This is a genomic window from Deinococcus maricopensis DSM 21211, from assembly GCF_000186385.1.
Lineage (GTDB): Bacteria > Deinococcota > Deinococci > Deinococcales > Deinococcaceae > Deinococcus_B > Deinococcus_B maricopensis.
In genome coordinates this window covers 585,193-610,409 of sequence record NC_014958.1, presented here as the reverse complement: position 1 = coordinate 610,409, position 25,217 = coordinate 585,193, and the positions used below count along the sequence as shown (strand labels likewise).

The following is a 25,217-nucleotide window of genomic DNA, read 5'->3' as shown; positions in this document are numbered from 1 at the left end:
GGTGGATTCTACCAGAAAACGCGCGCGCGCGCGAGGCACCCTTCACGCGGTGCAAACCCTTACGGTGCAGCGCACACGGAGTTGTTACACTACCCCCATGCCCCGAGTGCTGGTGGTCGACGACGACGCCGCCATCCTGAAACTGGTGAGCGTGATCCTGACGCGCGCCGGTCACGAAGTGCGCACCTGCGCGCACCCCAACGAGGCCCTCGACCTGCTGAACGTCATGACGCCCGACCTCGTCATCTCCGACGTGGTCATGCCGTACATGACCGGCTACGAGTTCCTCGAACACGTGCGCGCCCAACCCAACATGGCGGACCTGCCGTTCATGCTGCTGTCCAGCCACGCCGAACGCGACGACGTCCGGCGCGGCATGAACCTCGGCGCGGACGACTACCTGCCCAAACCCTTCACGCCGCACGACCTCACCAGCGCCGTGGACGCGCGCCTGCGCCGCGCCGGCCAGAAGGTCCAGGCGCAAAGCGGCCTGGAGGCGCGCGCGCTCGGCACTGCCCAGGTCATGTGGCAGGGCCAGCACGTGCAGTGGGTGTCCCGCAAGGCGCTCGAACTGTTCTTCTTCCTGCTGGAACGCAAGGAGGTCAGCAGCTGGGAAGCGGCCGAGGCGCTCTGGCCGGAAAAGGACGAGGCGCGCGCCAGCAGCCTGTTCCACACCACCCTGCACCGCCTGCGCCGCAGCCTCTCGCCCGAAGCGGTCACCAGCCAGAACCGCCGCTACGCCCTCACGGCCACCCTCAACCCGGAGTACGACGTGCGACAGTACGAACGCCTCGCCGGTCAGGCGGAACGCGCGCGCCTCGGCCTGGATGAACTGCGCGAACTCGTGGACCAGTACGGGGAGTTCCTGCCGGGCGTGGATTCCCCCTGGTGCGATGACGTGCGCCAGCGCCTGCAGGACACGCAGATCTCGCTGCTCGGCCTGGCGGCGCGCGCCGCGCATGACGCCGGGCGTCACAAGGACGCCGCGCACTTCCACCAGAAGGCCCTGACGCTCGACCCGCTCAGCGAACCCGACTGGTCCGGGCTGGAACGCGCGCTGAGCAGCATCGGCGACTCCCGCGCGGACCTCGCGCGGCAACGCGTCGCGTGGTGGGCCACCGACCTGTAAAGCGGAGGATGCAGGCAGCGGGGCGGCCTTAAGGCCGCCCCGCTGCCATGACGTTGGAGGGTCATGAAGTGCCCGTCCATCCCAAATTCCGGTACCCGATTTTGGGCACAACGAAACTCAACTTTTCTCATCCTGCACGCCAAAGAGTGAACCTTAAGTGTGCATTAACCGCAGAGCCGATGCAATCGTACGTTCGGGGGGGGTGGCTTCATTAAGATGCACCGTGAAAGGGACGCCCACACCCCTCGCGGGCGGTCACGCACACCTCCAATGGAACAACGCATTCTCCTGATCGAAGACAACCCGGACATCACCCGCGTCGTCCAGTACGAACTGGAACAGAGTGGGTACCGTGTCCTCTCCGCCCCCGACGGCATCACCGGCCTCACGAGCGCCCGAGAGAACAACCCGGACCTCGTGATTCTCGACCTGGGCCTCCCGGACTTCGACGGCGCCGAAATCGCCCGTCGACTCCGCAAAACCAGCGCCGTCCCCATCATCATCCTCACCGCCATGGACGCCGTCGACCGCAAAGTAAACCTGCTCGAAGCCGGCGCCGACGACTACATGACCAAACCCTTCCACCCGGAAGAACTGGTCGCGCGCGTCAAGGTCCAGTTGCGTCACCAGCAGCACGGCGAAGTCATCCAGATCGGCGCGCTCGAAATCCACCCACAGAAGCGCCTCTGCCACTACAACGGCCACGAAGTGCGCCTCAGCCCCAAAGAATTCGACCTGCTCACCTTCCTCGCCCGCCAGCCCGGCCGCGTGTACTCCCGCCAGGAAATCGAACGGGAAGTCTGGAACGGCGAACTGCCCAGCAACAGCAACGTCGTGGACGTCCACATGGCCAACATGCGCGCCAAGCTCCGCGACCTCGACGGGTACGGCATCATCCGCACCGTCCGCGGCATCGGCTACGCCCTCAAGACCCCCTAAGCCTCACCATGCCCACCACCACGCGGCGCCCCACATCCGGGGGCGCCGCATCGCTGTTTACCCTGAGGGTCGCCGCGCGTCAGTGCTTCTGGCTGGCGCACGCCGGGCAGATGCCGTGGTACTCCAGACGCACGTCCATCACCTGAAAGCCCACCGGCAGGGACGGCGCGGGCGGCGGCGCGATGAGCGCCGCGTCAATATCGAAAATCGCGCCGCACCCCCGGCACACCGCGTGGTGGTGCGCGTGCCCGTCATGCTTGTAGTCGTACCGGGTCGCCTGACCGGCACTCTCGATGGTCATGATGACGCCGTCACGCGCGAGGGCGTCCAGCGTGCGGTACACGGTCCCCAGACTGATGTTCGGCAGGGCGCGGCGCACCTCGCCGTGAATCCACGCGGCGTCCGGGTGCGTGCGCGCGCCGCGCAGGACCTCCAGCACGGCCTGACGCTGCTTGGTGTTCCTCACCATCGGCATAGCACCGGCTAGTGTAGCACCCGCCACTCCGCGCGCCTGTAACGCCCGTCCCGAACGATGTCCACCCGACTCCGCAGCGCGCCGGTTCAGTGCGCGTGCCCGAACTTCTCCCGGACCACCCGGAGCTCCTCGCCCGCCGCGAGCACCAGCGCGGCGTCCCCGCCCTGCAGGGCCGTCACGCCTTTCGGAATCAGGTACTCGCCGCCGCGGTGCACCAGAATGACCAGTGCCTCCGGCGGGAGGTGCAGGTCCATGATACGCTCCCCGTCGGCGGCGCTGCCGGGCCGCACCTCCACCTCGACCATTTCGTTGCGGTTGTGGCCGGTGGGCGTGTACTCACTGAAGAACGGCGTGCGCTCGTGCAGGGCCTCACGCACGCCGAACAGGCGCGCCACGAGCGTCAGCGTGGTGCCCTGCACGAGCACGCTGGTCAGCACAATGAAGAACACGATGTTGAACAGCACGCCCGCGCCCGGCACGCCTGCGAGCAGCGGAAAGGTCGCGAGCACGATGGGTACGGCCCCGCGCAGGCCCACCCACGCGACCATGGCCTTCTCCCGGAACGGCATGCGGGCGCGCAGCAGCGCCAGGTGCACGCTGAACGGCCGCGCGAAAAACATCAGGAAGAACGAACACGCGAGGGCCATGCCCGCCGTGGGCAGCAGCTGACTCGGGAAGACCAGCAGGCCGAGCGTGAGAAACATCGTGATCTGCATCAGCCACGACAGCCCGTCATGGAACTGCACCAGCGAGCGCTTATGGATGAATTCCGCGTTGCCGAGGATCAGCCCGGCGATGTACACGGCGAGGAAGCCGCTGCCGCCCGCCACGGCGGTCGCGCTGAACACCGTCAGGGCCACGGCGATGGTGAGCACCGGGTACAGCCCCTCGAACTGCAGCTGCGCGCGGTTGATGATCCACAGGCCCGCCCGGCCCAGCACCAGCCCCGCGAGGCCGCCGATCAGCATCTGCTTCAGGAACAGCGGCAGGATACTCAGCGCGCCCGCTTCCGGGTGCAGGGCGAGCGTGACTAGGCCGAGCGTCAGGAACACGGCCATCGGGTCGTTCCCGCCGGACTCGAACTCCAGCAGCGGCGTGATGTCCCCCTTGAGGCCCAGGCGGCGCTCCTTAAGCACCGAGAACACCGCGGACGCGTCGGTGCTGCTCACGACCGCGCCGAGCAGCGCACTCATGATCCACGGCATCCCGAACACGTAATGCGCGAACGTCGCCATCAGCGCGGCCGTCCCCAGCACAGCGATGGTCGCCAGGGACAGGCCGCGCCGCAGCACCGGCTTCACCTGCACCCAGGGCGTATCGAGGCCCCCCTGGAACAGGATGAAGCACAGCGCGACCGTGCCGACCGCCTGCGCGAGGCCGTAATCGTTGAAGGCAATGCCGCCCGGCCCCTCGGACCCGGCGAGCATGCCGACGCCCAGGAACAGCAGCAGGCCCGGAATGCCGACGCGTCCGCCCGCCTTGCTGAGCGTGATGCTGAGCAGCAGCAGCAGGCCCGCCGCGAGAAACAGGCCCTCCACGTGCGCGTCGTCGTGCATGCACCTCACTGTGGCACATCCCGCGCGGCACAGTCCGGGCCGGGCGCGGCGCGTATCATCAGCCGTACAGGCGCGCCGCGCCGGACCTCACCCATGCCTGAACAGATCTCCCCTTCCCTTCCGCGCCTGCGCCTGCGCGTCACGCAGGCCGCCGCGAGCCGCCTGCGCGGCGGCCACCCGTGGCTGTACGCGGACAGCATCCTCCACCAGAACCGCGAGGGCGCGTCCGGCGACCTCGCGGTCATCTACGACCGGAACGACAAGTTCCTCGCCATTGGCCTGTTCGACCCGAACTCGCCGCTGCGCCTGCGCGTCCTGCACGCCGGGAAGCCGCAGACCATCGATGACGCGTGGTGGCGCGCGCGACTCGACGAGACGCTCGCGCGCCGCGCCCACCTGTTCGACGAACGCACGAACGGCTACCGCCTCATCAACGGCGAGAGCGACGGCTGGCCGGGCGTGGTGCTGGACCGCTACGCGGACACGCTGGTCCTGAAGGTGTACACCAGTGCGTGGTTCCCGCACTGGGCGAGCGTGCTGGGCGCGCTCGTGGAGCGCTTCCCGGAGGAGCGCCTCGTGCTGCGCCTCAGCCGCAACATCCAGAAGGTCGCCGCGAAGCAGTACGGCCTGCATGACGGGCAGGTGCTGCGCGGCCCCACCCCGGACGGGCCGGTCGTGTTCGCGGAGAACGGCGTGTACTTCGAGGCGGACGTCCTGCAGGGCCAGAAGACCGGGTTCTTCCTCGATCAGCGTGACAACCGCCGCCGCGTGGAGGGCCTCGCGCGCGGACGGCGGGTGCTGAACGCCTTCAGCTTCTCCGGGGGGTTCTCGCTGTACGCGGCGCGCGGCGGCGCGACGTCGGTGGTGAGCCTCGACATCAGCCGGCACGCGCTGGCAAGCGCCGAGCGGAACTTCGCGCTGAACGCGGACGACCCGAACATCCGGGCGAGCGAGCATCACCCCGTGCAGGCGGACGTATTCGAGTGGCTCAAGGACGCGCCCGCGCGCAGCTTCGACCTGATCATCCTGGACCCACCCTCCCTCGCGAAGCGTGAGTCGGAACGGGCGGGCGCCGTGCGGGCATACGCGCGCCTCGTGTCGGACGCGCTGCGCCTGCTCGACCGGGGTGGCGTGCTCGTGGCGGCGTCGTGCTCCGCGCACGTGAGCGCCGACGAGTTCTTCGGTGCGGTCCGGGACGCGGTGCGCGCCTCGAAGCGCGACTTCCGGGAACTGCGCACCGCGCTGCACGCCCCGGACCACCACGCGACCTTCCCGGAAGCGCAGTACTTGAAGGCCATCTACCTGAGCGTGCCATGATGCGGCGCCTGAAGTGGATCGCGGTGGGCGCCCTGCTCGGCCTGGGGACCCTGACCCTGACGGGACGCGCCGAGGACGCCCCGGACCCGCGCGCGGCGCAGGTGCGTGCGGGCGCGCAGGTGTTCTCGTTGGTGTGCGCCATGTGCCACGGCGACCGCCTGGAGGGCGTGGGCGGGCCGTCCCTGTCGGACTCGGCATTCCGGGCGTTCTACGAGGGCACAACCGTACACGGCATCTACAACCGCGTGCGCGACGAGATGCCCCTGGACCGCCCCGGCTCCCTGACGGACCAGGAAGCGCTGGACGTCGTGGCGTACGTGCTGCGCGCGAACGGCGTGCCGCTGCCCGACGGGGGCGTGCGCGCGGACACGCTCGACGCTCCTGTGCATTTCGCGGCGGCCCCTCAGGAGGACGCCGCGAACCCCGCGGAGCGCGCCGCGCCCTGAACGCGGTCGAGCAGCCGGCGTTCCCGCGCGAGAAAACGGGCTGTGGGCAGCTGCACGCCGAACGCCGCCACGACCTCCCCTTCCCAGCGCAGCGGCACGCCCAGCGCGCAGTGCCCGGGCACCCACTCCTCAATGGCGTGCGCGTACCCGTCCGCGCGGACGCGCGCGAGTTCCCCGGCCCACTCGTCTGGCGTGGTGATGGTGCTGGCCGTGTACGGCTCGAACGTCGGGGTGGGCAGGTTCGCGTGCGCGTACAGCAGCTTCCCGGCGGCGGTGGCGTTCGCGGGGAGGGTCACGTCCGTCTGAATCTGTGCCTGGTCGGCGTCCGGGTCGCCGAGCGCGCGGTTGATGCACACGACGCGGTCGTCCTCCAGCACGCACAGAAACCCCAGGGCGCGCGTGCTGCTCGCGAGGTCCGCGAGGGCGCCGCGCGCGGCCGGGAACCACGGGAGGGTGGCGGTGAGCTGCGCGCCGAACTCCGCGAGGTGCCAGCTCAGGCGGTACTGCCCGCGTGGCGTGCGCCGCAGGAAGCCCGCCTCGGCGAGGCCGGTGAGGTACGCGTGCGCAGTGGCGCGCGGCACGCCGAGGTGCGCGGCGAGCGCGCGCGCGCCCCACTCGGGCTGCGCGGCGCTGAAGGCGCGCAGCACCTCGGACGCCTTGCGCAGGGACTGCATACCCGTACTGTAGCGTCCAGCATTGCTGGACGGCCATCTTGAGGGCGGCGGCGCACGAGCGAACACTAAGGCATGACCTCCACCATCATCCGCGCGCCGCGCGGCGCGCAGCGCACCGCCAAAGGCTGGATTCAGGAAGCCGCCAAACGCATGCTCATGAACAACCTCGACCCCGAGGTCGCCGAGCACCCGCAGGACCTGATCGTGTACGGCGGGCGCGGCAAGGCCGCCCGCGACTGGCAGAGCTTCCATAAGATCGTGGAAACGCTCGACCGCCTCGAGAACGACCAGACGCTGCTCGTGCAGTCCGGCAAGCCCGTCGCGGTGCTGAACACCCACGACCTCGCGCCGCGCGTGCTGATCGCCAACAGCAACCTCGTGCCGAACTGGTCCACCTGGGAGGTCTTCGACCGCCTCGAGAAGGCCGGGCTGATGATGTACGGCCAGATGACGGCCGGGTCGTGGATCTACATCGGCACGCAGGGCATCCTGCAGGGCACGTACGAGACTTTCGCGAGCGCCGCGAAGAAGCACTTCGGCGGCAGCCTGAAAGGCACCATCACCGTCACGGCGGGCCTGGGCGGCATGGGCGGTGCGCAGCCGCTCGCGGTGAAACTCGCGGGCGGCGTCAGCATCAACGTGGAAATCGACCCGACGCGCATCCAGAAGCGCCTCGACACCCGCTACCTCGACACCGTCGCCGGCAGCCTCGACGAGGCCCTCACCCTCGCCGGGCAGGCGAAGAACGAAGGGCGCGCGCTCAGCATCGGCCTGCTCGGCAACGCTGCCGAGGTCCTGCCGGAACTGGTGCGCCGCGGCTTCACGCCGGACCTCGTGACGGACCAGACGAGCGCGCACGACCCCATGTGGGGCTACCTCCCCCCCGCGCGCGCCGACGAGGACGTCGCGGAACTGCGCCGCACGAACCCCGACGAGTACCTCGCCCGCGCCCGCGACGCGATGGCCGCGCACGTGCAGGCGATCATCGAACTCCAGAAGCGCGGCGCCATCGCGTTTGACTACGGCAACAACCTGCGCGAGCAGGCGCGCCTCGCGGGCGTCACGGACGCCTTCGCGTACCCCGGCTTCGTGCCCGCGTTCATCCGCGACAGCTTCTGCGAGGGCCGCGGCCCGTTCCGCTGGGTGGCGCTCAGCGGCGACCCTGCCGACATCCACGCCACGGACAAGGCCCTGCTCGAGCTGTTCCCCGAAGACGCGCGCCTGCAGTCCTGGCTCACGTACGCGGCCGACCAGATCGCCTTCCAGGGCCTCCCGGCGCGCATCTGCTGGCTCGGGTACCGCGAGCGCGACCGCGCCGGACGCCTGTTCAACGAGATGGTCGCCGACGGCCGCCTCAGCGCGCCCATTGTGATCGGCCGTGACCACCTCGACGCGGGCTCCGTGGCCAGCCCGTACCGCGAAACCGAAGCGATGCTGGACGGCAGCGACGCCGTGTCCGACTGGCCCCTGCTGAACTTCGCCACCGGCGTGGCAAGCGGCGCCGGCTGGATGAGCTTCCACCACGGCGGCGGCGTCGGCATGGGCTACAGCCAGCACTCTGGCCTCGTGGCCGTCGCCGACGGCAGCGAACAGGCCGCGTTCCGCCTGAGTCGCTGCCTCACGAATGACCCCGCCATGGGCGTCATCCGCCACGCGGACGCCGGGTACGACCTTGCCCGCGACGTCGCCCGCGACCGCGGCCTGGACCTCCCCAGCCTGGGCGTGACGGACCGCGCATGACGCACCTCCCGTACGGCGGCATCGCCACCTTCGCGCGCGCGCGGGTGGCGGAGCCTGGCGGTGAGTGGCGCGCGGATGTCGGCGTGCTCGGCGTGCCTTTTGATATCGCCCTCGGCTTCCGGCCGGGCGCGCGCTTCGCGCCCCGCGCGCTGCGCGAGGCGAGCCTGCGCTACGCCCTCCCGCCCGAGGGGTTCTACGACCTCACCCGCGACGCGTACCGCCTCGCGGGCGTGACCCTCGTGGACGCCGGGGACGTGGTGCTGCCGTCGCTTGAACCGGAACTGATGCGCGAGCGCACCACGGTGGCCGCGCGGCAGGTGCGCGCGCGCTGCCGCGTGCCGGTGTTCCTCGGCGGGGACCACAGCGTGACCTACCCGTTGCTGCGCGCCTTCGACGACGTGCCGGACCTGCACGTCGTGCAGCTTGACGCGCACCTCGACTTCACGGACGAACGCAACGGCACGCGCTACAGCAACAGCAGTCCCTTCCGCCGCGCGGCCGAGGACCTGCCGAACCTGACGCACATCACGACGGTGGGCCTGCGCGGCCTGCGCTTCGACGCGGAAGCAGTGAGCGCGGCCAGGCAACGCGGCCACACCCTGATTCCCATGCACGCCGTGTTCGCCGACCTGGACGCGGTGCTCGCGCAGCTCCCCACCGGCCAGAACGTCTACATCAGCGTGGACGTGGACGGCTTCGACCCGGCCGTGCTGCCCGGCACGAGCAGCCCCGAACCGGACGGCTTCACGTACGCGCAGGCCATGCGCGTGCTCGCGGAGGTCGCGCGGCGCAACACCGTCGTGGGCCTCGACGTGGTGGAACTCGCGCCGAACCTCGACCCGACCGGCCGCAGCGACCTGCTGTGCGCGCGCCTCATCATGGAAACGCTCGCGGAGGTGTTCGCGTGAGCGCCACGCTGTTCATCGGCATCGCGCAGCTCGTCACCCCGGGGGCCGGGCCGCAGCGGGGCGCGGCCATGCGCGCCCTGACCGTCACCGAGAACGCCGCCCTGCTCGTGCAGGACGGTGTGATCGCCTGGGTCGGGGCCGCGCAGGACGCCCCCGCAGCCTCGACCACGCATGACCTGGGCGGCGTGGCGGTCGTACCGGGCCTCGTGGACCCGCACACGCACGCCGTGTGGGCCGGAGACCGCCTCGCAGACTTCGAGGCGCGCGTGAACGGCGTGCCGTACGAGCAGATTCTCGCGCGTGGCGGCGGCATCCGCAGCACCATGCGCGCCACCGCGAGCGCGCGCGTGGACGAACTGGTCGCCCTGGCCCGTCCGCGCCTGCACGCGCTCGCCCGCTCGGGCGCGACGACGGTGGAGGTGAAGAGCGGGTACGGCCTCGCGTTCGACGCGGAACTCCGCATGCTGCAGGCCACCCGGGCGCTTCAGGCCGAGGTGAACCTCACGCTCGTGCCGACGCTGCTGATTCACGTGCCGCCCACCGAAGGGCGTGACGAGTACGTGCGTGGCGTGTGCGAGGCCCTGATTCCCCAGGCGGCGCGAGCTGGCCTGGCGAGCGCCGTGGACGTGTTCTGCGAGCGGGAGGCCTTCACGGTGGAGGAAACGCGCCGCATCTTCGAAGCGGCCAGGACGCACGGCCTGCGCACCAAACTTCACGCGGACCAGTTCCACGCGATCGGCGGCACGGAACTCGCCTGCGAACTCGGCGCGCTCAGCGTGGACCACCTGGAAGCGAGCGGTGACGCGCAGGTCGCGGCGCTCGCAAATGCCGCCACAGTCGCCACGGTCCTGCCGGGCGTGACGCTGCACCTCGGCCTGCCCGCCGCGCCCGCGCGCCCACTCATCGAGGCGGGCGCGTGCGTGGCGGTCGGCACGGACCTGAACCCCGGCTCGTCGCCCACCTTCAGCGCGCAACTCGCCCTCGCGCTCGGCGTGCGCCTCAACGGCCTCACGCCCGCCGAGGCCCTCACGGCCTGCACCGTGAACGCTGCCGCCGCGCTCGGCCTCACCGACCGGGGCGCCCTGGCGCCCGGGCAGCGCGCGGACTTCCTGACCCTCCACTCCCGCGACTGGCGTGACCTCGCGTACACGCTCGGCGCGAACCCCGTCCGCGACGTGTTCGTCGCGGGACAACCCTGGAAGGACAACGCATGATTCTGGACCGCACCCTGACCCTGCCGGACTTCGCGCGCGTCGTGCGCGAGCGCGCCGATGTGACCCTCAGCGACGCCGCCCGAGACCGCATCGAGCGCGCCCGCGCCGTTATTGAACGCATCGTGGACGGCGACGCCGCCGTGTACGGCGTGAACACCGGCTTCGGGAAGTTCGCGACCGTGCGCGTGGACCGCACACAGCTCGCGCAACTGCAGCACAACCTGATCGTGTCACACGCCATCGGCGTGGGCGCGCCGCTCCCCGAAGAGGTCGTGCGCGGCATGATGCTGCTGCGCGCCCAGTCCCTCGCGCTCGGCCACTCGGGCGTGCGCGTGGAAGTCGTGGAACTGCTGCTCGCGCTGCTGAACGCCGGCGCGCACCCGGTCATTCCGGCGCAGGGGAGCGTGGGCGCGAGCGGCGACCTCGCGCCGCTCGCGCACCTCGCGCTCGCGCTCATCGGCGAGGGCGAACTCCAGCATGGCGGGCGCGTGCAGCCCGCACGGGCCGTGCTCGCCGCACTCGGCCTGCAGCCGCTCAGCCTGCAGGCCAAAGAAGGGCTCGCGCTCATCAACGGCACGCAGTTGATGGGCAGCATGCTGGCGCTCGGCGTGCTGGACGCGCGCACGCTGCTGCGCACCGCGAACCTCGCAGCGGCCATGACGGTCGAAGGCATGCGCGGCAGCCACCAGCCGTTCCGGGACGACGTGGTCCGCCTGCGCCCCCACCCGGGCGCCCTGCAGGTCGCCGCGGACGTGCGCGCGCATCTGGCTGGCAGCGAGATCGCGCCGTCCCACGCGAACTGCGGGCGCGTGCAGGACGCGTACAGCCTGCGCGCGGTGCCGCAGGTGCACGGCGCGACCCTCGACGTGATCGAACACGCGGAGCGCGTCCTGGCGGTGGAATTCGCGTCCGTGACGGACAACCCGCTCATCTTCCCGGAAACAGGCGAGGTCATCAGCGGTGGGAACTTCCACGGGCAGCCACTCGCGCTCACGGCGGACGCCCTGACGGTGGCCGTCGCGGAACTCGCGAGCATCAGCGAGCGTCGCTGCGAGCAGCTGCTGAACCCCGCCCTGTCGGGCCTGCCGGGCTTCCTCGCCCCCGAAGGCGGCCTGAACAGCGGCCTGATGATCGCGCAGTACACCGCCGCCGCGCTCGTGAGCGAGAACAAGGTCCTCGCTCACCCGGCCAGCGTGGACAGCATCCCGACCAGCGCGAACCAGGAGGACCACGTCAGCATGGGCGCGCACGCCGTGCGTAAACTCCGCAGCGTCCTCGAGAACACGGGCGCGGTGCTGGGCATCGAGCTGCTGTGCGGCGCGCAGGCGCTGGACTTCCAGATGCTGCTTCCTGGCACGGGCGTGCAGGCCGCGCGTGAACGTATCCGCGCCGTGGCGCCCGCCATGCCGGTGGACCGCTACTTCAAACCGGACTTGGACCGCGTGCAGGCCCTCGTGCAGAGCGGCGCGCTCGTTCAGGACGCCTGAGCGCCCAAGAGGGAGGCCGCACCGAGGTCCGGCGCGGCCTCCCTCTGTGGTTCAACCGCAGCGAAAAGGGATGGGAATCGGACCGCAGCAGAACACGCCGCGCGTGTCCACACGCGCGGACGCACGCAGGGCGTCATGCGCAGCGCGACACGCGGCGAACTGCGCCTGAATGTCCGGCCATCCGCCGAGCACGCCGCGCGCCTCCACAATGCGGCTGATGGCGGCCGAACATGACAGACCGCCGTGGTACGCGGCGTGCGCGCACCGGAAGCCTTTGAGCGGCGAAAGGTAACGCTGGTAGCCCCGGATGCTGCGCAGGGCGAGGGTCGTGGTGTTCATGCGGCGCTCCTCACGCGGGGCGGCCCGGACGCCCCCGCAGGGCGAGGGCGTCCGGGCCGCGAACTCAGGATTCAGCGGCGGGGGCCGTCCGTCGGACCGCCGAGGTGCACCTCGCGCGGCGGCTCCTGGCGGCGCAGCCCGGCGAGCCCCAGCAACCCCAGCAGGCCCAGCCAGCCCCAGTCGAAGCCGTCGTTATCGTTGTCATTGTTGGTGGTCGTCTGCGTCGTGCCCGTGTCCGTACCGGTGGTCGTGGTGTCCTGCGCGAAGGCCGGCGTGGCCGCGAAGGTGAGCGTCAGGGCGAGCAGCGTGTGTTTCATGCGTTGGGTCATGGGAACCTCCAGGCTCGTCGGGGTGGCGGTCAGTGGCGGTCGCGGGTGTCGTCGCGGGCGGCGTCCTCGGTGCGCAGCGTCGTGTCGCCGGTGCGGTTCACGTCGAGCACCTCGCGGCCCACGGTTTCCGTCACGGTCTGCGTCTCCGCGACGCTGCGCTTCTCGACGTTCACTTCTTCCGTCACGAACGCTTCCTTACGGACGTTCGCGCGTTCCGCTTCGAGGTCCACGCGGATGGTCTCGCGGTCCGCGCCGAGCGTCACGTCCCCGGCCACGGGCTGCGCGCCACTCACGGCGTGACGCTCGATCACGACTTCCTCGTGCGAGACGGGAACGTTCACGTGTTCCTGGCGCGTCTCGACGTGCTTGCCAATCTCGACGGCGCCCGCACGGTACCGTTCCTTGTCGACCCGCAGGCGCTCCTCCAGGAGCTGGAGGCGTTCCGGCGTCTTGAAGAACCGGTCGCTGGTGTCCTCGTCGCGGTAGTTGTAGCGCTGTTCGGCGCTGGCGTCCTCGCGGTACCCGATGCTGCCGGTGTACTCCTGCCCGCGCAGCACACGCTCGTCGCTGACCTGCGCGTCATACGAGTAGAGCTCGTTGTCGTGGTAGTGGTGCAGCTCGGCGATCTGCTCACGCGTCAGCGTGTCGAAATGAATGCCGTCGTTCTCGATGCTCGCGAACCCGATGGGGACGATCACACCACGGTCACCGTACTCGCCGTTCAGGTCGACGATGAGGTACCGGAGCCGCGCGTCGTTCGCGTCCACCAGCGCGTCACGAACGGTGCCGATCCGTTGCGTGCCGGCGTAGGCGTGCTGGCCTACGGGGTCCATGAGGCCGTCCTCATGGAGGTTGTAGTTGCGTTCACGGCTGAGGTCGGACAGGGTCGTCAGGTAAGCCATCCTTACACTTCCTTTCCAGCAGTGTGCTGATGGCTGCATTGTCCCGGTCGTCTCAGGACGACACATGTACTGGGCGTGAACATCCATTGACCGGGCGACGGTCGGAGCTTCACCTGCAGCGCACGATCCGGTCAGGTCCAGCGCCTTCGCAGACACAGAAGGCAGGCCAAAAGCATGACGGGGCTGCAACTCAGGCGTGCTCTGAACGGCACCCCATCGCCCAATAGGAAGGGTCACCACGCCTGCCTCGGTGCAGGCCGTACGACAGGACCCTCGCGACCGCCCACATGCACACAGGTCCACCCGTCAAACGGACCGCCTCACGACTGCAGCCCTTTCCCCCTCACGCGCCACTTCCCCGCTCTCTCCAGAAAGCCCGTTGCACCACACACGCTTAGGGCTGCACTTCGGCACCCTTGATCCGGGGGTGCTGCCTCAACCTCAACCAGGCGTTCCGGCCGTGCATCGTCACCTGCACCTCAGGCCACGCACTCGCCAGGTCCTTGAGGACCTGCAGCTCCACGCCGTGCAGCAGCTGACTCAGGTGCGAGAACGGCATGCCGTCCACACCCCCTTCTGCCAGCAGCTCCAGCACGACGCTCCGGAGCTCCTCGGGGTTGCCGGGCAGTGCGCGGCGGCCCAGGCGCGCCTCCACGCGGTCACGTTCGTACGCCGTGAGTTCCTGCGCGATCCGCCGCACGATGGCGGGCGCGGTGTCCAGGGGCCCCTCGTGCAGGAGAACGGAGCGCCCTTCGGCTTTCTGCACGGAGAGCGTCACCAGTAGGCGCTCTCGGCCCTGCTGCTGATGATGCGCGAGTTGCACCAGCAGCCCGCCCTTCTGGAACCTCGCCGGACTGGTTTCCTCCCCGTGCGCCACGGCGCGCAGCAAGCGCGGCAGTTCCGCTTCGGCCTCACTGCGCATCGCGCGGGTGAGGCGCCGCCACGCCGACGACTGGCTAAGCGTCAGCCGCGCCTGCTGATGCGCCGCGCGCGCCGCCGTCCGCTCCCGGTCCACGTGCTTGAGCGTCACCCCAAGCGCCTCCAGCCGCTCACGCACCACGAGCACGTCCGGTCCCGGCGCGGGGACCAGCCCCCCCAGCTGCCGCACCACCTGAATATCGTCGCAGTGCAGCGTGATGCGCCCCGTCCAACCGAGGGCCGCGAGGTGCTCCGCAGCGCCTTGCACGGCGAGCAACTCACTTTCCTGCACGAGGGTTCCCCCGGCCGTCCCGGTGGCAGCGGGCGCGCCGTTCAGCGGAAGATGGGGTGCTCGCCAGACCAGGCCCCAGGCGGTTTCGCGGCCCACGTTGGGGAGGCTGATGCTGGCCATATCCACCCAGGCGGAAACTCGAGCTTCAGGCGCGCGGTCGGAAGAGCGGGACGTCATAGGTGTACGTCATTCTCTCAGAACGACACACCGTGCCATAGAGAGACTTAGCGAGACAGCGTCTATTCAGGGTACTGGGGGAACAGCAGCCCTTGTTCAGGCTGACGCCACTGCCTCAAGGAGCCGACACGATGGTCCTCGAGGACAACTCCACAGCTCATCAGGCACCAGTGACCGAGGAAGGACCCATGCAGGCGACCCTGCCATGACCTCTTTGCCAGGCCTGGTCGAGTCCGTTTCTGGACGCGGCAGCCCATATCAAAGGAGAAGGACCGCGTTTCCGCGGTCCTTCTTGCTGGTCGAGGCGACAAGATTTGAACTTGCGACCCCTACCACCCCAAGGTAGTGCGCTACCAGGCTGCGCTACGCCTCGACAACCAGCATCAGGAAATATAGCGGAGGTTTTCAGGTTGGTCAAGCTGCGCTGAACGAACGGGTGTTTGGTTGCGCGGCGAGGTATGCTCCCCCCATGAACAACCTCACGTTCGAACAGAAGCTGGAGAATTACGCTCGGCTGGCGGTCGAGGTCGGCGCGGGCCTTCGCGCGGGGCAGCGGCTGCTGATTCAGTCACCGGTGGACGCGGCGCCGTTCGCGCGCGCGATCGTGCGCGCGGCGTACGCGGCAGGCGCGAGCTTCGCGGATGTCCGCTGGGACGATGACGCTGTGGTTCTCGCGCGCTTCCAGGACGCGCCGGACGGCACGTTCGAGACGATTAGTCAGTGGCGGGTCGACGCGGAGAATGAGGTGGCGGACGCCGGTGGTGCCGTCATCAGCATTCGCGCGACGGACCCGAACCTGCTGGGCGGCGTGGACGCGGAACGCGTGAGCACCTACAACCGGACGCTCGCCGCGTACCGCAAGCCGTACAGCCGCAAGGTCATGTCGAACCTGCTGAACTGGAACCTCGTGAGCGCGCCGATTCCGGCGTGGGCGCAGATGATGTTCCCGGACGATTCGCCCGAAGAGGCGGTGCGTAAGCAGTGGGACGCGATTTTCGCGGCGACGCGCGCGGATCAGCCGGACCCGGTTGGGGCGTGGCGTGAGCACCTCGGGAACCTGAAGGCGCGCCGGGAGAAGCTGACGGCGAAGCAGTACGCCGCGGTGCGGTTCCGTGGTGGCGGGACGGACCTGACGGTGGGGCTCGCGGATGATCACATCTGGGGTGCGGGCAGTGCGCTTACGCCGAGCGGGATTGAGTTCACGGCGAACATCCCGACGGAGGAAGTGTGGACGGCGCCGCACCGTGAGCGCGTGGATGGCGTGGTGGTGAGCACGAAGCCGCTGTCGTACCAGGGCGTGCTGATTGACGGGATTCGGATTCGCTTTGAGGGGGGCCGCATTGTGGAGGCGACGGCCACGCAGGGTGAGGCGACGTTGAAGCGCATGATCGAGACGGACGAGGGCAGCCACCGTCTGGGTGAGGTGGCGCTGGTGCCGAACAGCAGCCCGATCAGCACGTCGGGGTTGTTCTTCTACAACACGCTGTATGACGAGAACGCGGCGTCGCACATTGCGATTGGCGCGGCGTACCGCACGAACGTGCGCGGCGGGGAAGGCATGACGCCGGAGGAGTTCATGGCGAAGGGCGGGAACGAGAGCCTGACGCACGTGGACTGGATGATCGGCAGCGCGGAGATGGACGTGGACGGCATCCTGCGGGATGGCAGCCACGAGCCGGTGATGCGCGCGGGCGAGTTCGTGCTCTGAGCTCGGTCAAGCAGAAAGAAGCCCACGCGAACGCGTGGGCTTCTTTGGTTGTGGGTCAGCGGTCGTGGTTTTCGGGAATGGCGTCCGGGTCGCCGCTGTGGGCGGTGAGGCCATGGTGTGCGGCGTCCGGGTCGCCGCTGCGCAGACCCCAGGCGTAGAACGCCACGGCGAGGACCGCCACGATCAGCATGTCGACGCCGTACGGAAGCCAGCCGCGCCCGCCAAACGCTTCGCTGCCGCCGTAGGAGACCATGGTCATGAGGAGCAGGTACGTGAACAGCCACGCGCCGCTGCGCAGGTGCGCGCGGGTGTCCTGCCAGCCGCGGCGGGCCTGCACGACGAGGTAGATGGGCACGCCGATCAGGACGAGCAGCATGATCTGGCCGTTGAGGGGCCAGCGGCTCCAGTACACGAGCAGGCTGGCGAACACGAACGCGATGGGCGCGATGAGCGGCAGGCCGCGCAGGCGCAGGGGTCGCGGGGCGTTCGGGGCGGTGCGGCGGAGCGTCATGGCGCTGACGGGGCCGGTGAGGAACCCGACGACGCACGTGACGCTGACGACGGCAGCGAGCGCTTCCCAGTTCGGGAAGAGGTACAGCGCGCCGAGACTGAGGGCGAGGTTCAGGAGCATGGCGTTGCGGGGCACGCCGAACACGGGGTGCAGCTGCCCGACCCAGCGGGGCAGGTAGCCGCTGCGCTGCAGCGCTTCGAGCGCGCGGGCGCTGGTGGCGGTGTAGGTGATGCCGGTGCCGCTGGGGCTGATGACCGCGTCGGCGTACAGCGTGAGCGCGAGCCAGTTCAGGCCGAGCGCGACAGCGAGTTCCGCGAACGGCGACTCGAACGTGAGTTTGCCCCAGCCGCCCGCGGCGAGCGCGGCGGGGTCGGCAGCGCCGATGAACGCGATCTGCAGGAGGATGTACACGAGGCCGGCGAGGAGGGTCCCGCCGATCACGGCGAACGGGACGCTGCGCCCCGGACGTTGCGCTTCGCCGGCGAGGTTGATGGGGGACTGGAAGCCGTTGAAGCTGAACACGATGCCGCTGGTGGCGACGCCGGTGAACACGGCCGCCCACCCGAACGGCGCGAAGCCGCCCGCGTCGGCGTTCGTGAAGTTGCCGGGGTGGAAGCCGAACGCGATGAGGCACACGGCGGTCAGCAGCGGCACCACCAGTTTGAACACCGTGATGAAGGTGTTGCTTTTGGCGAACAGCGCGACCGTCCAGAAGTTCAGGAGGGTGTACAGGACCATGAACAGCGTGGAGGCGATCAGGCCGCTGATGGTGAGGGTGCCGTTCGTGACGAGGCCCTTGGCCCATGGGAACGACCACCCGGCCATGTACTGCACGCTGGCGACCGCCTCGATGGGGGGGATGGCGAGCATGCTGAGCCAGTTTGACCAGCTGGCGAGGACGCCGGCGAAGGGTCCGTGGGAGTACTGGGCGTAGCGGCCCATACCGCCGGATTCGGGGTACATGGCGCCCAGTTCGGTGTAGGTGAGGGCGATGGTCAGCATCATGACCATGCCGATCACCCACGCGAACACGGCGGCGGGGCCGGCGATCTTGGCGGTGTTGTACGCGCCGAACAGCCACCCGGAACCGATGATGGACCCGAGGGCGGTGAACAGGAGGGCCAGCGGCGTGATGGTCCGCCGCGGCTTGACGGTGGTTGTGCTCAAGGTGTCCCTTCCCTGCCGCGCGGGGCGGCAGTCGTTGAATGAAACTGTGGCGTTCCAAAACGTACCGCGCCACTGTAGCGGCGCGGTGAGCGTAACCTGAGTTTCAATCTAAACAGGGCGGCCTTGCAGCGCGCTTCAGACGTTCGAGGTGCTTTCGGTCAGCCACCCCATGAACTCCGGCAGGGCGCGGTCCATGGGCAGCGCGATGATTTCAGGAATCTCGTACGGGTGCAGCTGGCGGACGCGCGCCTCCAGGTCCGGGTAGCGCTCCCCAGTCGTCTTGATGAGCAGCAAGGCCTCGCGGTCCTCCGCGACCTCGCCCGCCCAGCGGTACACGCTGTGCACCTCGTTTACCACGTTCACGCACGCTGCCACGCGCTCCTCCACCAGCGTGCGCGCCAGAGCGTGCGCCGCGTCCGGTGGGAGCGTCACCAACACAACCAGAGACATAAGTGCCCCCAGCATACCGTCCACTCACCAACCGCCCGCCGAACCTTCAGGGAACACCAATGCGGCGAAGGCGACGCCCGATGTGGGCGCCGCCTCCCTCCACCCGCGTGGGTCAGCGGTTCATGATGTGAATGGCCTGCTTGTGCACGGCCTCGGCCGCTTCGAGGACGCTCTCGCCGAGCGTCGGGTGCGCGTGCACCGTCAGGGCAATGTCCGTGGCGGTCGCGGCCATTTCGAGCGCGAGGCCGGCCTCGCCGAGCAGGTCGCTGGCGTGCGGCCCGACGATGTGCACGCCGAGCAGCAGGTCGGTGCCTTCCTCGACGACCATCTTCACGAACCCGTCGGTGCTCTGCAGGGTCATGGCGCGGCCGGAGGCGCTGAGCGGGAACACGCCCGTCTTGACCTGGAAGCCCTTTTCCTTCGCTTCGGCTTCGGTGAGGCCCACCCACGCGAGTTCCGGGCTGGTGTACACCACGCCGGGAATCGCGACGGCGTCCTGCTCGGCGGGCTTGCCGGCGATGACTTCCGCGGCCACGAGGCCTTCTTTCATGGCCTTGTGCGCGAGCATGGGGTTCCCGGCGACGTCGCCGATGGCGTAGATGTGCGGGACGTTCGTGCGCTGCTGACGGTCCACGGTGATGAACCCACGGTCCGTGACCTGCACGCCGGCCGCTTCGGGGTTCAGGCCGGCCGTGCGGGGGCGGCGGCCCACGGCGACGAGCACGCGGTCGTACACCTCGGTGGTCTTCTCGCCCGTCTGGACGTTCTCGATTTCGACGTGCAGCTCGTTGCCCTTGCGTTCGAGCTTGTTCGCCTTGGTGCTCGTGGCGATCTCGATGCCCTGTTTCTTCATGGACTTCGTGAATTCGCGCACGGCGTCGGCGTCCGCGCCGGGGATGACGTTCGGCAGGAACTCGATGACTTTCACCTTGCTGCCGAGGTTGGTGTACACGTGCGCGAACTCGAAGCCGATGACGCCGCCGCCGATGGCGAGCATGCGCTCCGGCACTTCGGTGATGGTGAGCGCGCCGGTGCTGTCCACGACGCGGTCCTGGTCGACGTCGAAGCCGGGGAGGCGCGCGGGCTCACTGCCGGTCGCGATGATGATGCTGCTCGCGGTGTACGTCTTGTCGCCGACCCGCACGGTGTTGGCGTCCACGAAGGACGCCTGGCCGATCAGGTGCGTGACCTTGTTCGCCTTGAACAGGCTGCTGACGCCGCCCGTGAGTTTCTTGACGATGCCGTCCTTCCAGCCCATCAGCTTGCTGATGTCCATGCGGGTCTCGCCGAACGTCAGGCCAAAGTCGGCCGCGTGGCGGCTGGCAGCAAGCTGCTCGCCCGCGTGCAGGAGGGCTTTCGTGGGGATGCAGCCGACGTTCAGGCAGACGCCGCCGACCTTATCCATTTCCGCGCACGCGACCTTCAGGCCGAGTTGCGCGGCGCGAATGGCGGCGTGATACCCGCCGGGGCCAGCACCGATCACGAGCACATCAAAGTCCATGCGTTCAGTCTAACGTGCGTTTGGTGCCCGCAACCCACGCGGGCGACAGGTCAGGCCCCGCGCATTCACAGTCGGGAATGGTGAATGCGCGCAGGCGCCAACGTGACACGCTGGCGCCATGCAGATAACCGGCGTGTCCGGCACGGGCACCTCGTCGGTCATCGAAGAACTGGCGCGGCGCGGCCTGAACGCCAGCGCCACCGACACCGATGAGTCGAGCAAAGGAACACGGCGTGCCTCGCCAGGCGGAGGCATGCCCGAGCGGGACTGGGGTAGCACGGGGACCGCATACAAGCCCTGCTCAGCATCCTGAGCTCCTCGCCTGCCCGGGTGCTCATCAAACCAGGGGCTGTTCGTGCCTCTGCTGGAGCAGGTGGCGCTGCTCACCGCGTCGCTTGGTGTCCTGCTGGCCACTTGACCGCCCGGACGAATATACATAGAGCATGTGCGGGCTGTGGAGCCGCTTCTACAGCGTCGGGCCACGCTCGCGCTGGGCACCTCCGCGCCAAGCGGGCTGCAGGGCGCGGGCACCGTCGTGGCCTTTTCATCCGCTGCCGGCCCGTATCCGTGAGGATGGGCGGCATGCGTCTGCTTCCCGTGGCCCTGCTGCTTTCCTCCGCGCTGGCGGCGGCTGCGCTGCTCACGCGTGCCGGGTGGCAGGCACAGGCGGGCGTGCCGCGCGTCACCGGGTACGGCGCGCACGGCGATGGTCAGCTGATCGGCGGGGCGGACGGGGCCGGGCGGTTCCGCCTGGCGCTGGAACGCCGCACGCGGGCCGGGACGCACATCGCCTGGGGCGCGCGCGGTCTCGGGGAGGCCGCGCGCGCCCACGTGCTGCGCGTGCCCGGGTACATGCCCAGGGACATTGTCGTGCAGACCTGCCGTGCGGAGGCGTGCGCGGTGGTGGGCCTCGGTGCCCACACCGGCCAGGAGGTCTGGCGTGAACCAGGCCGGGTGGCGCGGCAGGCGGGCGTGGCCGTGTACATCGTGGGTGAGGGGCGGACGGTGCGCCGAAACCTCCTGACGGGCGAGCGCAGCGAGCAGTAGGTACAGGCGCCAAGCAGGAGGGCCAGCCGACACTGGCTGGCCCTCCTGGTGCGCGATTTACATCGCTTCGAGCATGAGGCGGTCGGGGTTCTCGAGGAGGCGGATGACCTCCTTGCAGAAGCGCGCCGCTTCCGCGCCGTCCACGAGGCGGTGATCGAAGCTGAGCGACAGGTACATCATGTGCGCCACTTCGATCTCGTCGCGGTCGTTCACGATGGGGCGTTTCACGATGCTGTGGACGCCCATGATGGCGGCGTCCGGGACGTTGATGATCGGGAAGCTGAACAGCGCACCGATGGAGCCGATGTTCGTGACGCTGAAGGTGCTGCCGGCCATTTCCTCGGGCTTGAGTTTGCCGTCCTTGGCGCGGCCGCCGATGTCGCTGATTTCGCGGGCGAGCGTCATGACGCTTTTGGTGTTCACGTCGCGGATGACGGGGACCATCAGGCCGGCGTCGGTGGCGACGGCCATGCCGAGGTTCACGTAGTCCTTCAGGACGATTTCCTGCGTGGCCTCGTCGAAGCTGCTGTTGAGGCTGGGGAATTTGCGCAGCGCGGTGCTGATGGCCTTGAAGATGAACGGCAGGTAGCTGATCTTCACGCCGTTCGCTTCGGCTTCGCCCTTGATGCGCGCGCGGAACTGCACGAGCTTCGTGAGGTTCACCTCGTCGACGGTGAGGGTGCGGACCGTGTAGAGGTGGCTGGCGAGCATCTGGTTGCTGATGGCGCGGCGCATGCCGCGCAGCGGCACGCGCGTTTCGCGGTCCTCGTAGCCTTTGGGCGTCTTGTACTGCACGGGCGGGACGGGCATGCCCGCGCCGGGCGTGGCTTTCGCGGCGGGCGCGGCGGGCTGCTGCTGCGCGGCGGCGTGCTGGTGCACGTCGAGAACGCGGACGCGGCCGTTGGGGCCGCTGCCGGGCACCTGCGTGATGTCGAGGCCGAGTTCGCGGGCGAGCTGGCGGGCGGCGGGCACGGCGAGGACGCGGCCGTCCGTGCGGGGCGCGGCGGTTTCGGTGCGGGCGGCGCCGCTCAGGACGGGCATCTTCACGGTTTCGTCACCGGCGAAGGCCTTGAAGAGGCTGGTGTCGTCGGCGTCGTCGGTGGTGTTGCCGGATTCGACGATGCTGCGTTCTTCCTGCGCGGTGACGGGCAGGGTGTCGGTGGTGGTGGGGTTCTCGGCAGTGGTCTGGAGCGCCTGCGCGGTGGACCCGGCCGCCTGCGTGGCGCCGCTGCCGTCCTCGATGATGGCGATGGCGGCGTGCACGGCGACGACGTCGCCTTCCTGCGCGAGGCGTTTGGTGAGGGTGCCCGCGTAGGGGCTGGGGAGTTCCACGGTGACCTTGTCGGTCATGACTTCGCACAGGGGTTGTTCGGCGGTGATGGTGTCGCCTTCCTGCACGAGCCACTTCAGAATTTCACCCTCGACGACGCTCTCCGCGAGTTCGGGGAGCAGCACTTCCTTGGCCATGGTTGTCTCCTGAAATACAGAACGGCCCGTGGTGGCGCCGTCAGTGAAGGACGAAGGCGCGCAGCGCGCCGTACGCGATGAGAATGACGCCCAGCACCTGAATCCACCGTTCCCCGCGGGCGTACACGAACGTGGTGACGCCGAGGGCTGCGAGGAGCGCGCCGATCAGGACGCTGTTCCACGGCGGGCTCAGGCGGTCCGCGAAGGCGTACAGCCCGAAGCCGATCATGAGCCCGACGGCGCCCATGAGCTGGCGGTACAGGTTCATGGGCGGCTCCGGGGGGGGGTGGGGGGGTGGGTCATGGAGGTCAGTACGAGAGGAGCTGCGCGGCTTCGCGCAGGATGCGGTTGACGCCCGGCAGGTACGTTTTGTCCTGCACGTACGGGTACGGCGTGTCGAAGCCGGCGACCTGCCCGACGGGGGCGAGGAGCGCGTCGAACGCTTCGCGCTGCACGGTGTACGCGACTTCGCCCATGAAGTTCGAGATGCGCGGCGCTTCGCTGATCAGGAGGGCGCGGCCGGTTCTGGCGACGCTTTCGAGCACGAGGTGCTTGTCCCAGGGGACGAGGGAGCGCAGGTCGATGACTTCGGCCTGCACGCCGGACGCGGCGAGCGCCTCGGCGGCGCGTTCCACGTCGGGCATGACGCCGCCGTACCCGATCAGGGTGAGGTCGGTGCCGGCACGGCGGATGACGCCCTTGCCGAGTTCCACGATGTAGTCGCCGGTGGGCACCTCGCCTTTGGCGGCGCGGTACAGGCGTTTGGGTTCGAAGTAGATGACGGGGTCGTCGCTGCGAATCGCGGCTTTCAGCAGGCCCTTGGCGTCGTAGGGGGTGCTGGGCATCACGACTTTCAGGCCGGGGGTGTGCGTGAAGTAGCTTTCGGGGCTCTGGCTGTGGTGGTGCCCGCCTTTCACGCCGCCGCCGGACGGCGTGCGGATCACGAGGGGCGCGCTGAACTGCCCGCCGCTGCGGTAGCGGATTTTCGCGGCCTGGCTGATGATCTGGTCGAAGCCGGGGCCCATGTAGTCCGCGAACTGGATTTCCGCGACGGGGCGCATGCCGCGCACGGCCATGCCGACGGCGGCGCCGACGATGCTGGCTTCGCTGAGCGGCGTGTCGAACACGCGTTTCGCGCCGAATTCGCTCTGGAGGCCTTGGGTGGCGAGGAACACGCCGCCGCGGGCGCCGACGTCCTCGCCGAACAGCACGACGCGTTCGTCGCGCGCGAGTTCTTCACGCAGGGCCTGCGTGACTGCCTGGATGAGGTTCATCTGGACCGTTTCGGGCTGCGTGCCGGTCATGGTCGCCTCCGGTTTCTCGTGCGTGGCGGTCATCACGCCTCCTGCTCGGCGCGGACCAGTTCGAACTGGTCGCGGAGGTGCGTGGGGGTGTCGCTGTACACGTCGTCGAACATGATGCGCCAGTCGGGGAAGCCGCTCGCGTCCGCTTCGCGCACGGCCGCTTCGATTTCGGCGTGCGTGTCCTGGATGAGTTGCGCGCGTTCGTCCGCTTCGATGCCCTGGCCGAGGTGGTCGAGGTAGGCCTCGAAGCGGCGGATGGGGTCGCGGCTCGTCCACGCCTCGACTTCGTCGCGGGTGCGGTAGAACTTCTCGGCGTCGGCGTCGGCGTTGCTGTGGCTGCCGACGCGGTACGTGAGGCACTCGATGAGGGCGGGACCCTCGCCGCGGCGCACGCGGTCCGCCACGTGCTGCACAACCTCCTGCACGGCGATGACGTCGTTGCCGTCCACGTAGTAGCCGGGCATGCCGTACGCGCGGGCCTTGATGTGGATGTTCTCGCTGGCGGTCTGGGCGTGCACGGGCACGCTGATGGCCCACTGGTTGTTCTCGCAGATGAACAGGCAGGGAGCGCCGTTCACGGCGGCCATGTTCATGCCGGCGTGCCAGTCGCCTTCGCTGGTGGCGCCGTCGCCGAAGGTGCAGATGGTGATCTCGTCGGTGCCGAGGTACTTCTGCGCCATGGCGGTGCCGGCGGCGGGCGCGACCTGGTTGGCAATGCTGCTGCTGATGGACATGAAGTTGAAGCGCGCGTCGCCGAAGTGGTGCGGCATCTGGCGGCCCTTGTTCAGGTCGTTGTTGCTGCCGAGGCACTGGCTGACGAGGTCGCGGATGGGGATGCCGAGTGCGAGGCCGATGCCCTGGTCGCGGTAGTACGGCCAGATCCAGTCGTGTTTCGCGCGCATGCCGCGGGCGATGCCGACCTGGGTGGCTTCCATGCCGCTGGCCTGGGCGTAGAAAGTGGTGCGGCCCTGGCGCAGGAGAGTGACGAGTTTCTTGTCGAATTCGCGGGCGCGGAGCATGTCACGCCACAGGGCGCGCAGGGCGTCCGGGGAGTGTTGGGGCGTGGCGTCTCCGATTGGGGTGCCGTCGTCGCCGATGCGTCGGATCGGTTCGGTCGTGAACGGCTGGATCATGAGGCCTCCTGATGGTGGGCGGCGTGGACCGGGCCTTGACGACCGTGGCCTACCTAACGCCCGTTAGGAGTATACGGTGCCGGTGGT

The 25,217-nt window shown here is 69.2% G+C and carries 24 protein-coding genes and 1 tRNA gene; 10 read left to right on the top strand and 15 right to left on the bottom strand.

What is annotated here, in order from left to right; all coding sequences use genetic code 11:
• Positions 1–97 precede the first annotated feature (97 nt).
• Together DEIMA_RS02645 and DEIMA_RS02640 are read left to right on the top strand one after the other, a co-directional pair.
• Positions 98–1,129, top strand: a complete 1,032-nt coding sequence (locus DEIMA_RS02645) for an AfsR/SARP family transcriptional regulator (RefSeq protein WP_013555686.1) — start codon at positions 98–100, stop codon at positions 1,127–1,129.
• 270 nt (positions 1,130–1,399) lie between these two features.
• Entirely contained in the window at positions 1,400–2,068 is a 669-nt protein-coding gene (locus tag DEIMA_RS02640) for a response regulator transcription factor (RefSeq protein WP_013555685.1), read from the top strand.
• A 79-nt stretch (positions 2,069–2,147) separates the two neighbouring features.
• Here the strand turns inward: DEIMA_RS02640 and DEIMA_RS02635 are convergent, their stop codons facing one another.
• Together DEIMA_RS02635 and DEIMA_RS02630 are read right to left on the bottom strand one after the other, a co-directional pair.
• Positions 2,148–2,543: a Fur family transcriptional regulator gene (locus DEIMA_RS02635; RefSeq protein WP_013555684.1), complete on the bottom strand. Its 396-nt coding sequence runs from the start codon at positions 2,541–2,543 to the stop codon at positions 2,148–2,150.
• Between the two features lie 86 nt (positions 2,544–2,629).
• Entirely contained in the window at positions 2,630–4,099 is a 1,470-nt protein-coding gene (locus DEIMA_RS02630) for a potassium/proton antiporter (protein ID WP_013555683.1), read from the bottom strand.
• 93 nt (positions 4,100–4,192) lie between these two features.
• On the opposite strand from DEIMA_RS02630, the gene DEIMA_RS02625 reads away from it, so the two are divergent.
• Together DEIMA_RS02625 and DEIMA_RS16700 are read left to right on the top strand one after the other, a co-directional pair.
• A complete protein-coding gene (locus tag DEIMA_RS02625) occupies positions 4,193–5,416 on the top strand; it encodes a 23S rRNA (cytosine(2499)-C(5))-methyltransferase (RefSeq protein ID WP_013555682.1) in 1,224 nt (407 codons plus the stop codon).
• Positions 5,413–5,862 carry a c-type cytochrome gene (locus DEIMA_RS16700; protein WP_013555681.1) on the top strand — a complete coding sequence of 150 codons (450 nt, stop codon included), beginning with the start codon at positions 5,413–5,415 and terminating at the stop codon, positions 5,860–5,862. The genes DEIMA_RS02625 and DEIMA_RS16700 overlap by 4 nt, the downstream gene beginning before the upstream one ends.
• On the opposite strand, the gene DEIMA_RS02615 is transcribed toward DEIMA_RS16700, so the two are convergent.
• Positions 5,820–6,536: an IclR family transcriptional regulator gene (locus DEIMA_RS02615; protein ID WP_013555680.1), complete on the bottom strand. Its 717-nt coding sequence runs from the start codon at positions 6,534–6,536 to the stop codon at positions 5,820–5,822. The genes DEIMA_RS16700 and DEIMA_RS02615 overlap by 43 nt on opposite strands.
• A gap of 72 nt (positions 6,537–6,608) precedes the next feature.
• Here DEIMA_RS02615 and hutU point away from each other — a divergent pair, with 72 nt between their 5' ends.
• From hutU to hutH, 4 genes are read left to right on the top strand one after another with little or no spacing between them, the layout of a single operon-like run.
• Positions 6,609–8,276, top strand: a complete 1,668-nt coding sequence (hutU, locus tag DEIMA_RS02610) for a urocanate hydratase (protein ID WP_013555679.1) — start codon at positions 6,609–6,611, stop codon at positions 8,274–8,276.
• Positions 8,273–9,184, top strand: coding sequence for an arginase family protein (locus tag DEIMA_RS02605; protein ID WP_013555678.1), 912 nt, complete (start codon positions 8,273–8,275; stop codon positions 9,182–9,184). The genes hutU and DEIMA_RS02605 overlap by 4 nt, the downstream gene beginning before the upstream one ends.
• On the top strand, positions 9,181–10,398 hold the full coding sequence (gene hutI / locus DEIMA_RS02600) for an imidazolonepropionase (protein ID WP_013555677.1): 1,218 nt from the start codon (positions 9,181–9,183) through the stop codon (positions 10,396–10,398). Before DEIMA_RS02605 ends, hutI begins: the two co-directional genes overlap by 4 nt.
• Positions 10,395–11,885, top strand: a complete 1,491-nt coding sequence (gene hutH, locus DEIMA_RS02595; RefSeq protein ID WP_013555676.1) for a histidine ammonia-lyase — start codon at positions 10,395–10,397, stop codon at positions 11,883–11,885. Before hutI ends, hutH begins: the two co-directional genes overlap by 4 nt.
• A gap of 51 nt (positions 11,886–11,936) precedes the next feature.
• Here hutH and yidD read toward each other — a convergent pair whose 3' ends face one another.
• From yidD to DEIMA_RS02570, 5 genes are all read right to left on the bottom strand, one after another.
• A complete protein-coding gene (yidD, locus tag DEIMA_RS02590; RefSeq protein ID WP_013555675.1) occupies positions 11,937–12,224 on the bottom strand; it encodes a membrane protein insertion efficiency factor YidD in 288 nt (95 codons plus the stop codon).
• Between the two features lie 71 nt (positions 12,225–12,295).
• Positions 12,296–12,553, bottom strand: coding sequence for a WGxxGxxG family protein (locus DEIMA_RS02585; protein ID WP_013555674.1), 258 nt, complete (start codon positions 12,551–12,553; stop codon positions 12,296–12,298).
• Between the two features lie 29 nt (positions 12,554–12,582).
• Positions 12,583–13,455 (bottom strand): DUF2382 domain-containing protein, encoded by an 873-nt coding sequence (locus DEIMA_RS02580; RefSeq protein WP_013555673.1) that lies wholly within the window; start codon positions 13,453–13,455, stop codon positions 12,583–12,585.
• 394 nt (positions 13,456–13,849) lie between these two features.
• Positions 13,850–14,785 carry a hypothetical protein gene (locus tag DEIMA_RS02575; protein WP_013555672.1) on the bottom strand — a complete coding sequence of 312 codons (936 nt, stop codon included), beginning with the start codon at positions 14,783–14,785 and terminating at the stop codon, positions 13,850–13,852.
• Between the two features lie 353 nt (positions 14,786–15,138).
• Positions 15,139–15,215, bottom strand: a tRNA-Pro gene (locus tag DEIMA_RS02570).
• A 96-nt stretch (positions 15,216–15,311) separates the two neighbouring features.
• On the opposite strand from DEIMA_RS02570, the gene DEIMA_RS02565 reads away from it, so the two are divergent.
• A complete protein-coding gene (locus DEIMA_RS02565) occupies positions 15,312–16,550 on the top strand; it encodes an aminopeptidase (RefSeq protein WP_013555671.1) in 1,239 nt (412 codons plus the stop codon).
• Between the two features lie 55 nt (positions 16,551–16,605).
• On the opposite strand, the gene DEIMA_RS02560 is transcribed toward DEIMA_RS02565, so the two are convergent.
• The 3 genes from DEIMA_RS02560 to lpdA form a co-directional block, all read right to left on the bottom strand.
• Positions 16,606–18,228: an APC family permease gene (locus tag DEIMA_RS02560; protein WP_013555670.1), complete on the bottom strand. Its 1,623-nt coding sequence runs from the start codon at positions 18,226–18,228 to the stop codon at positions 16,606–16,608.
• Between the two features lie 135 nt (positions 18,229–18,363).
• Entirely contained in the window at positions 18,364–18,678 is a 315-nt protein-coding gene (gene cutA / locus DEIMA_RS02555; RefSeq protein WP_013555669.1) for a divalent-cation tolerance protein CutA, read from the bottom strand.
• Between the two features lie 112 nt (positions 18,679–18,790).
• Entirely contained in the window at positions 18,791–20,179 is a 1,389-nt protein-coding gene (gene lpdA, locus DEIMA_RS02550; protein ID WP_013555668.1) for a dihydrolipoyl dehydrogenase, read from the bottom strand.
• A gap of 582 nt (positions 20,180–20,761) precedes the next feature.
• Between lpdA and DEIMA_RS02545 the strand changes: the two genes are divergently transcribed.
• The gene (locus DEIMA_RS02545) at positions 20,762–21,226 is read left to right on the top strand and encodes a hypothetical protein (protein WP_013555667.1); all 465 of its coding nucleotides are present in this window, start codon (positions 20,762–20,764) and stop codon (positions 21,224–21,226) included.
• 57 nt (positions 21,227–21,283) lie between these two features.
• Here DEIMA_RS02545 and DEIMA_RS02540 read toward each other — a convergent pair whose 3' ends face one another.
• Genes DEIMA_RS02540 through DEIMA_RS02525 form a run of 4 tightly spaced genes read right to left on the bottom strand, consistent with a single transcriptional unit; the run spans position 21,284 to position 25,130 of the window.
• On the bottom strand, positions 21,284–22,693 hold the full coding sequence (locus tag DEIMA_RS02540) for a dihydrolipoamide acetyltransferase family protein (RefSeq protein ID WP_013555666.1): 1,410 nt from the start codon (positions 22,691–22,693) through the stop codon (positions 21,284–21,286).
• A 40-nt stretch (positions 22,694–22,733) separates the two neighbouring features.
• Positions 22,734–22,961 carry a hypothetical protein gene (locus DEIMA_RS02535; RefSeq protein WP_013555665.1) on the bottom strand — a complete coding sequence of 76 codons (228 nt, stop codon included), beginning with the start codon at positions 22,959–22,961 and terminating at the stop codon, positions 22,734–22,736.
• Between the two features lie 40 nt (positions 22,962–23,001).
• Positions 23,002–24,030 carry an alpha-ketoacid dehydrogenase subunit beta gene (locus DEIMA_RS02530; RefSeq protein WP_013555664.1) on the bottom strand — a complete coding sequence of 343 codons (1,029 nt, stop codon included), beginning with the start codon at positions 24,028–24,030 and terminating at the stop codon, positions 23,002–23,004.
• On the bottom strand, positions 24,030–25,130 hold the full coding sequence (locus DEIMA_RS02525) for a thiamine pyrophosphate-dependent dehydrogenase E1 component subunit alpha (protein ID WP_013555663.1): 1,101 nt from the start codon (positions 25,128–25,130) through the stop codon (positions 24,030–24,032). Before DEIMA_RS02525 ends, DEIMA_RS02530 begins: the two co-directional genes overlap by 1 nt.
• Positions 25,131–25,217: the final 87 nt, after the last annotated feature.

Coding starts and splice junctions, on each gene's coding strand:
- DEIMA_RS02630 (WP_013555683.1), bottom strand. CDS start 4,099: ATGCACGACGACGCGCACGTGGAGGGCCTGTTTCTCGCGGCGGGCCTG.
- DEIMA_RS02605 (WP_013555678.1), top strand. CDS start 8,273: ATGACGCACCTCCCGTACGGCGGCATCGCCACCTTCGCGCGCGCGCGG.
- DEIMA_RS02545 (WP_013555667.1), top strand. CDS start 20,762: ATGCGTCTGCTTCCCGTGGCCCTGCTGCTTTCCTCCGCGCTGGCGGCG.
- hutU (WP_013555679.1), top strand. CDS start 6,609: ATGACCTCCACCATCATCCGCGCGCCGCGCGGCGCGCAGCGCACCGCC.
- hutH (WP_013555676.1), top strand. CDS start 10,395: ATGATTCTGGACCGCACCCTGACCCTGCCGGACTTCGCGCGCGTCGTG.
- DEIMA_RS02525 (WP_013555663.1), bottom strand. CDS start 25,130: ATGATCCAGCCGTTCACGACCGAACCGATCCGACGCATCGGCGACGAC.
- DEIMA_RS02635 (WP_013555684.1), bottom strand. CDS start 2,543: ATGCCGATGGTGAGGAACACCAAGCAGCGTCAGGCCGTGCTGGAGGTC.
- DEIMA_RS02640 (WP_013555685.1), top strand. CDS start 1,400: ATGGAACAACGCATTCTCCTGATCGAAGACAACCCGGACATCACCCGC.
- DEIMA_RS02615 (WP_013555680.1), bottom strand. CDS start 6,536: ATGCAGTCCCTGCGCAAGGCGTCCGAGGTGCTGCGCGCCTTCAGCGCC.
- DEIMA_RS16700 (WP_013555681.1), top strand. CDS start 5,413: ATGATGCGGCGCCTGAAGTGGATCGCGGTGGGCGCCCTGCTCGGCCTG.
- DEIMA_RS02625 (WP_013555682.1), top strand. CDS start 4,193: ATGCCTGAACAGATCTCCCCTTCCCTTCCGCGCCTGCGCCTGCGCGTC.
- DEIMA_RS02645 (WP_013555686.1), top strand. CDS start 98: ATGCCCCGAGTGCTGGTGGTCGACGACGACGCCGCCATCCTGAAACTG.
- DEIMA_RS02585 (WP_013555674.1), bottom strand. CDS start 12,553: ATGACCCAACGCATGAAACACACGCTGCTCGCCCTGACGCTCACCTTC.
- DEIMA_RS02575 (WP_013555672.1), bottom strand. CDS start 14,785: ATGGCCAGCATCAGCCTCCCCAACGTGGGCCGCGAAACCGCCTGGGGC.
- yidD (WP_013555675.1), bottom strand. CDS start 12,224: ATGAACACCACGACCCTCGCCCTGCGCAGCATCCGGGGCTACCAGCGT.
- DEIMA_RS02530 (WP_013555664.1), bottom strand. CDS start 24,030: ATGACCGCCACGCACGAGAAACCGGAGGCGACCATGACCGGCACGCAG.
- cutA (WP_013555669.1), bottom strand. CDS start 18,678: ATGTCTCTGGTTGTGTTGGTGACGCTCCCACCGGACGCGGCGCACGCT.
- lpdA (WP_013555668.1), bottom strand. CDS start 20,179: ATGGACTTTGATGTGCTCGTGATCGGTGCTGGCCCCGGCGGGTATCAC.
- DEIMA_RS02580 (WP_013555673.1), bottom strand. CDS start 13,455: ATGGCTTACCTGACGACCCTGTCCGACCTCAGCCGTGAACGCAACTAC.
- DEIMA_RS02565 (WP_013555671.1), top strand. CDS start 15,312: ATGAACAACCTCACGTTCGAACAGAAGCTGGAGAATTACGCTCGGCTG.
- DEIMA_RS02540 (WP_013555666.1), bottom strand. CDS start 22,693: ATGGCCAAGGAAGTGCTGCTCCCCGAACTCGCGGAGAGCGTCGTCGAG.
- DEIMA_RS02535 (WP_013555665.1), bottom strand. CDS start 22,961: ATGAACCTGTACCGCCAGCTCATGGGCGCCGTCGGGCTCATGATCGGC.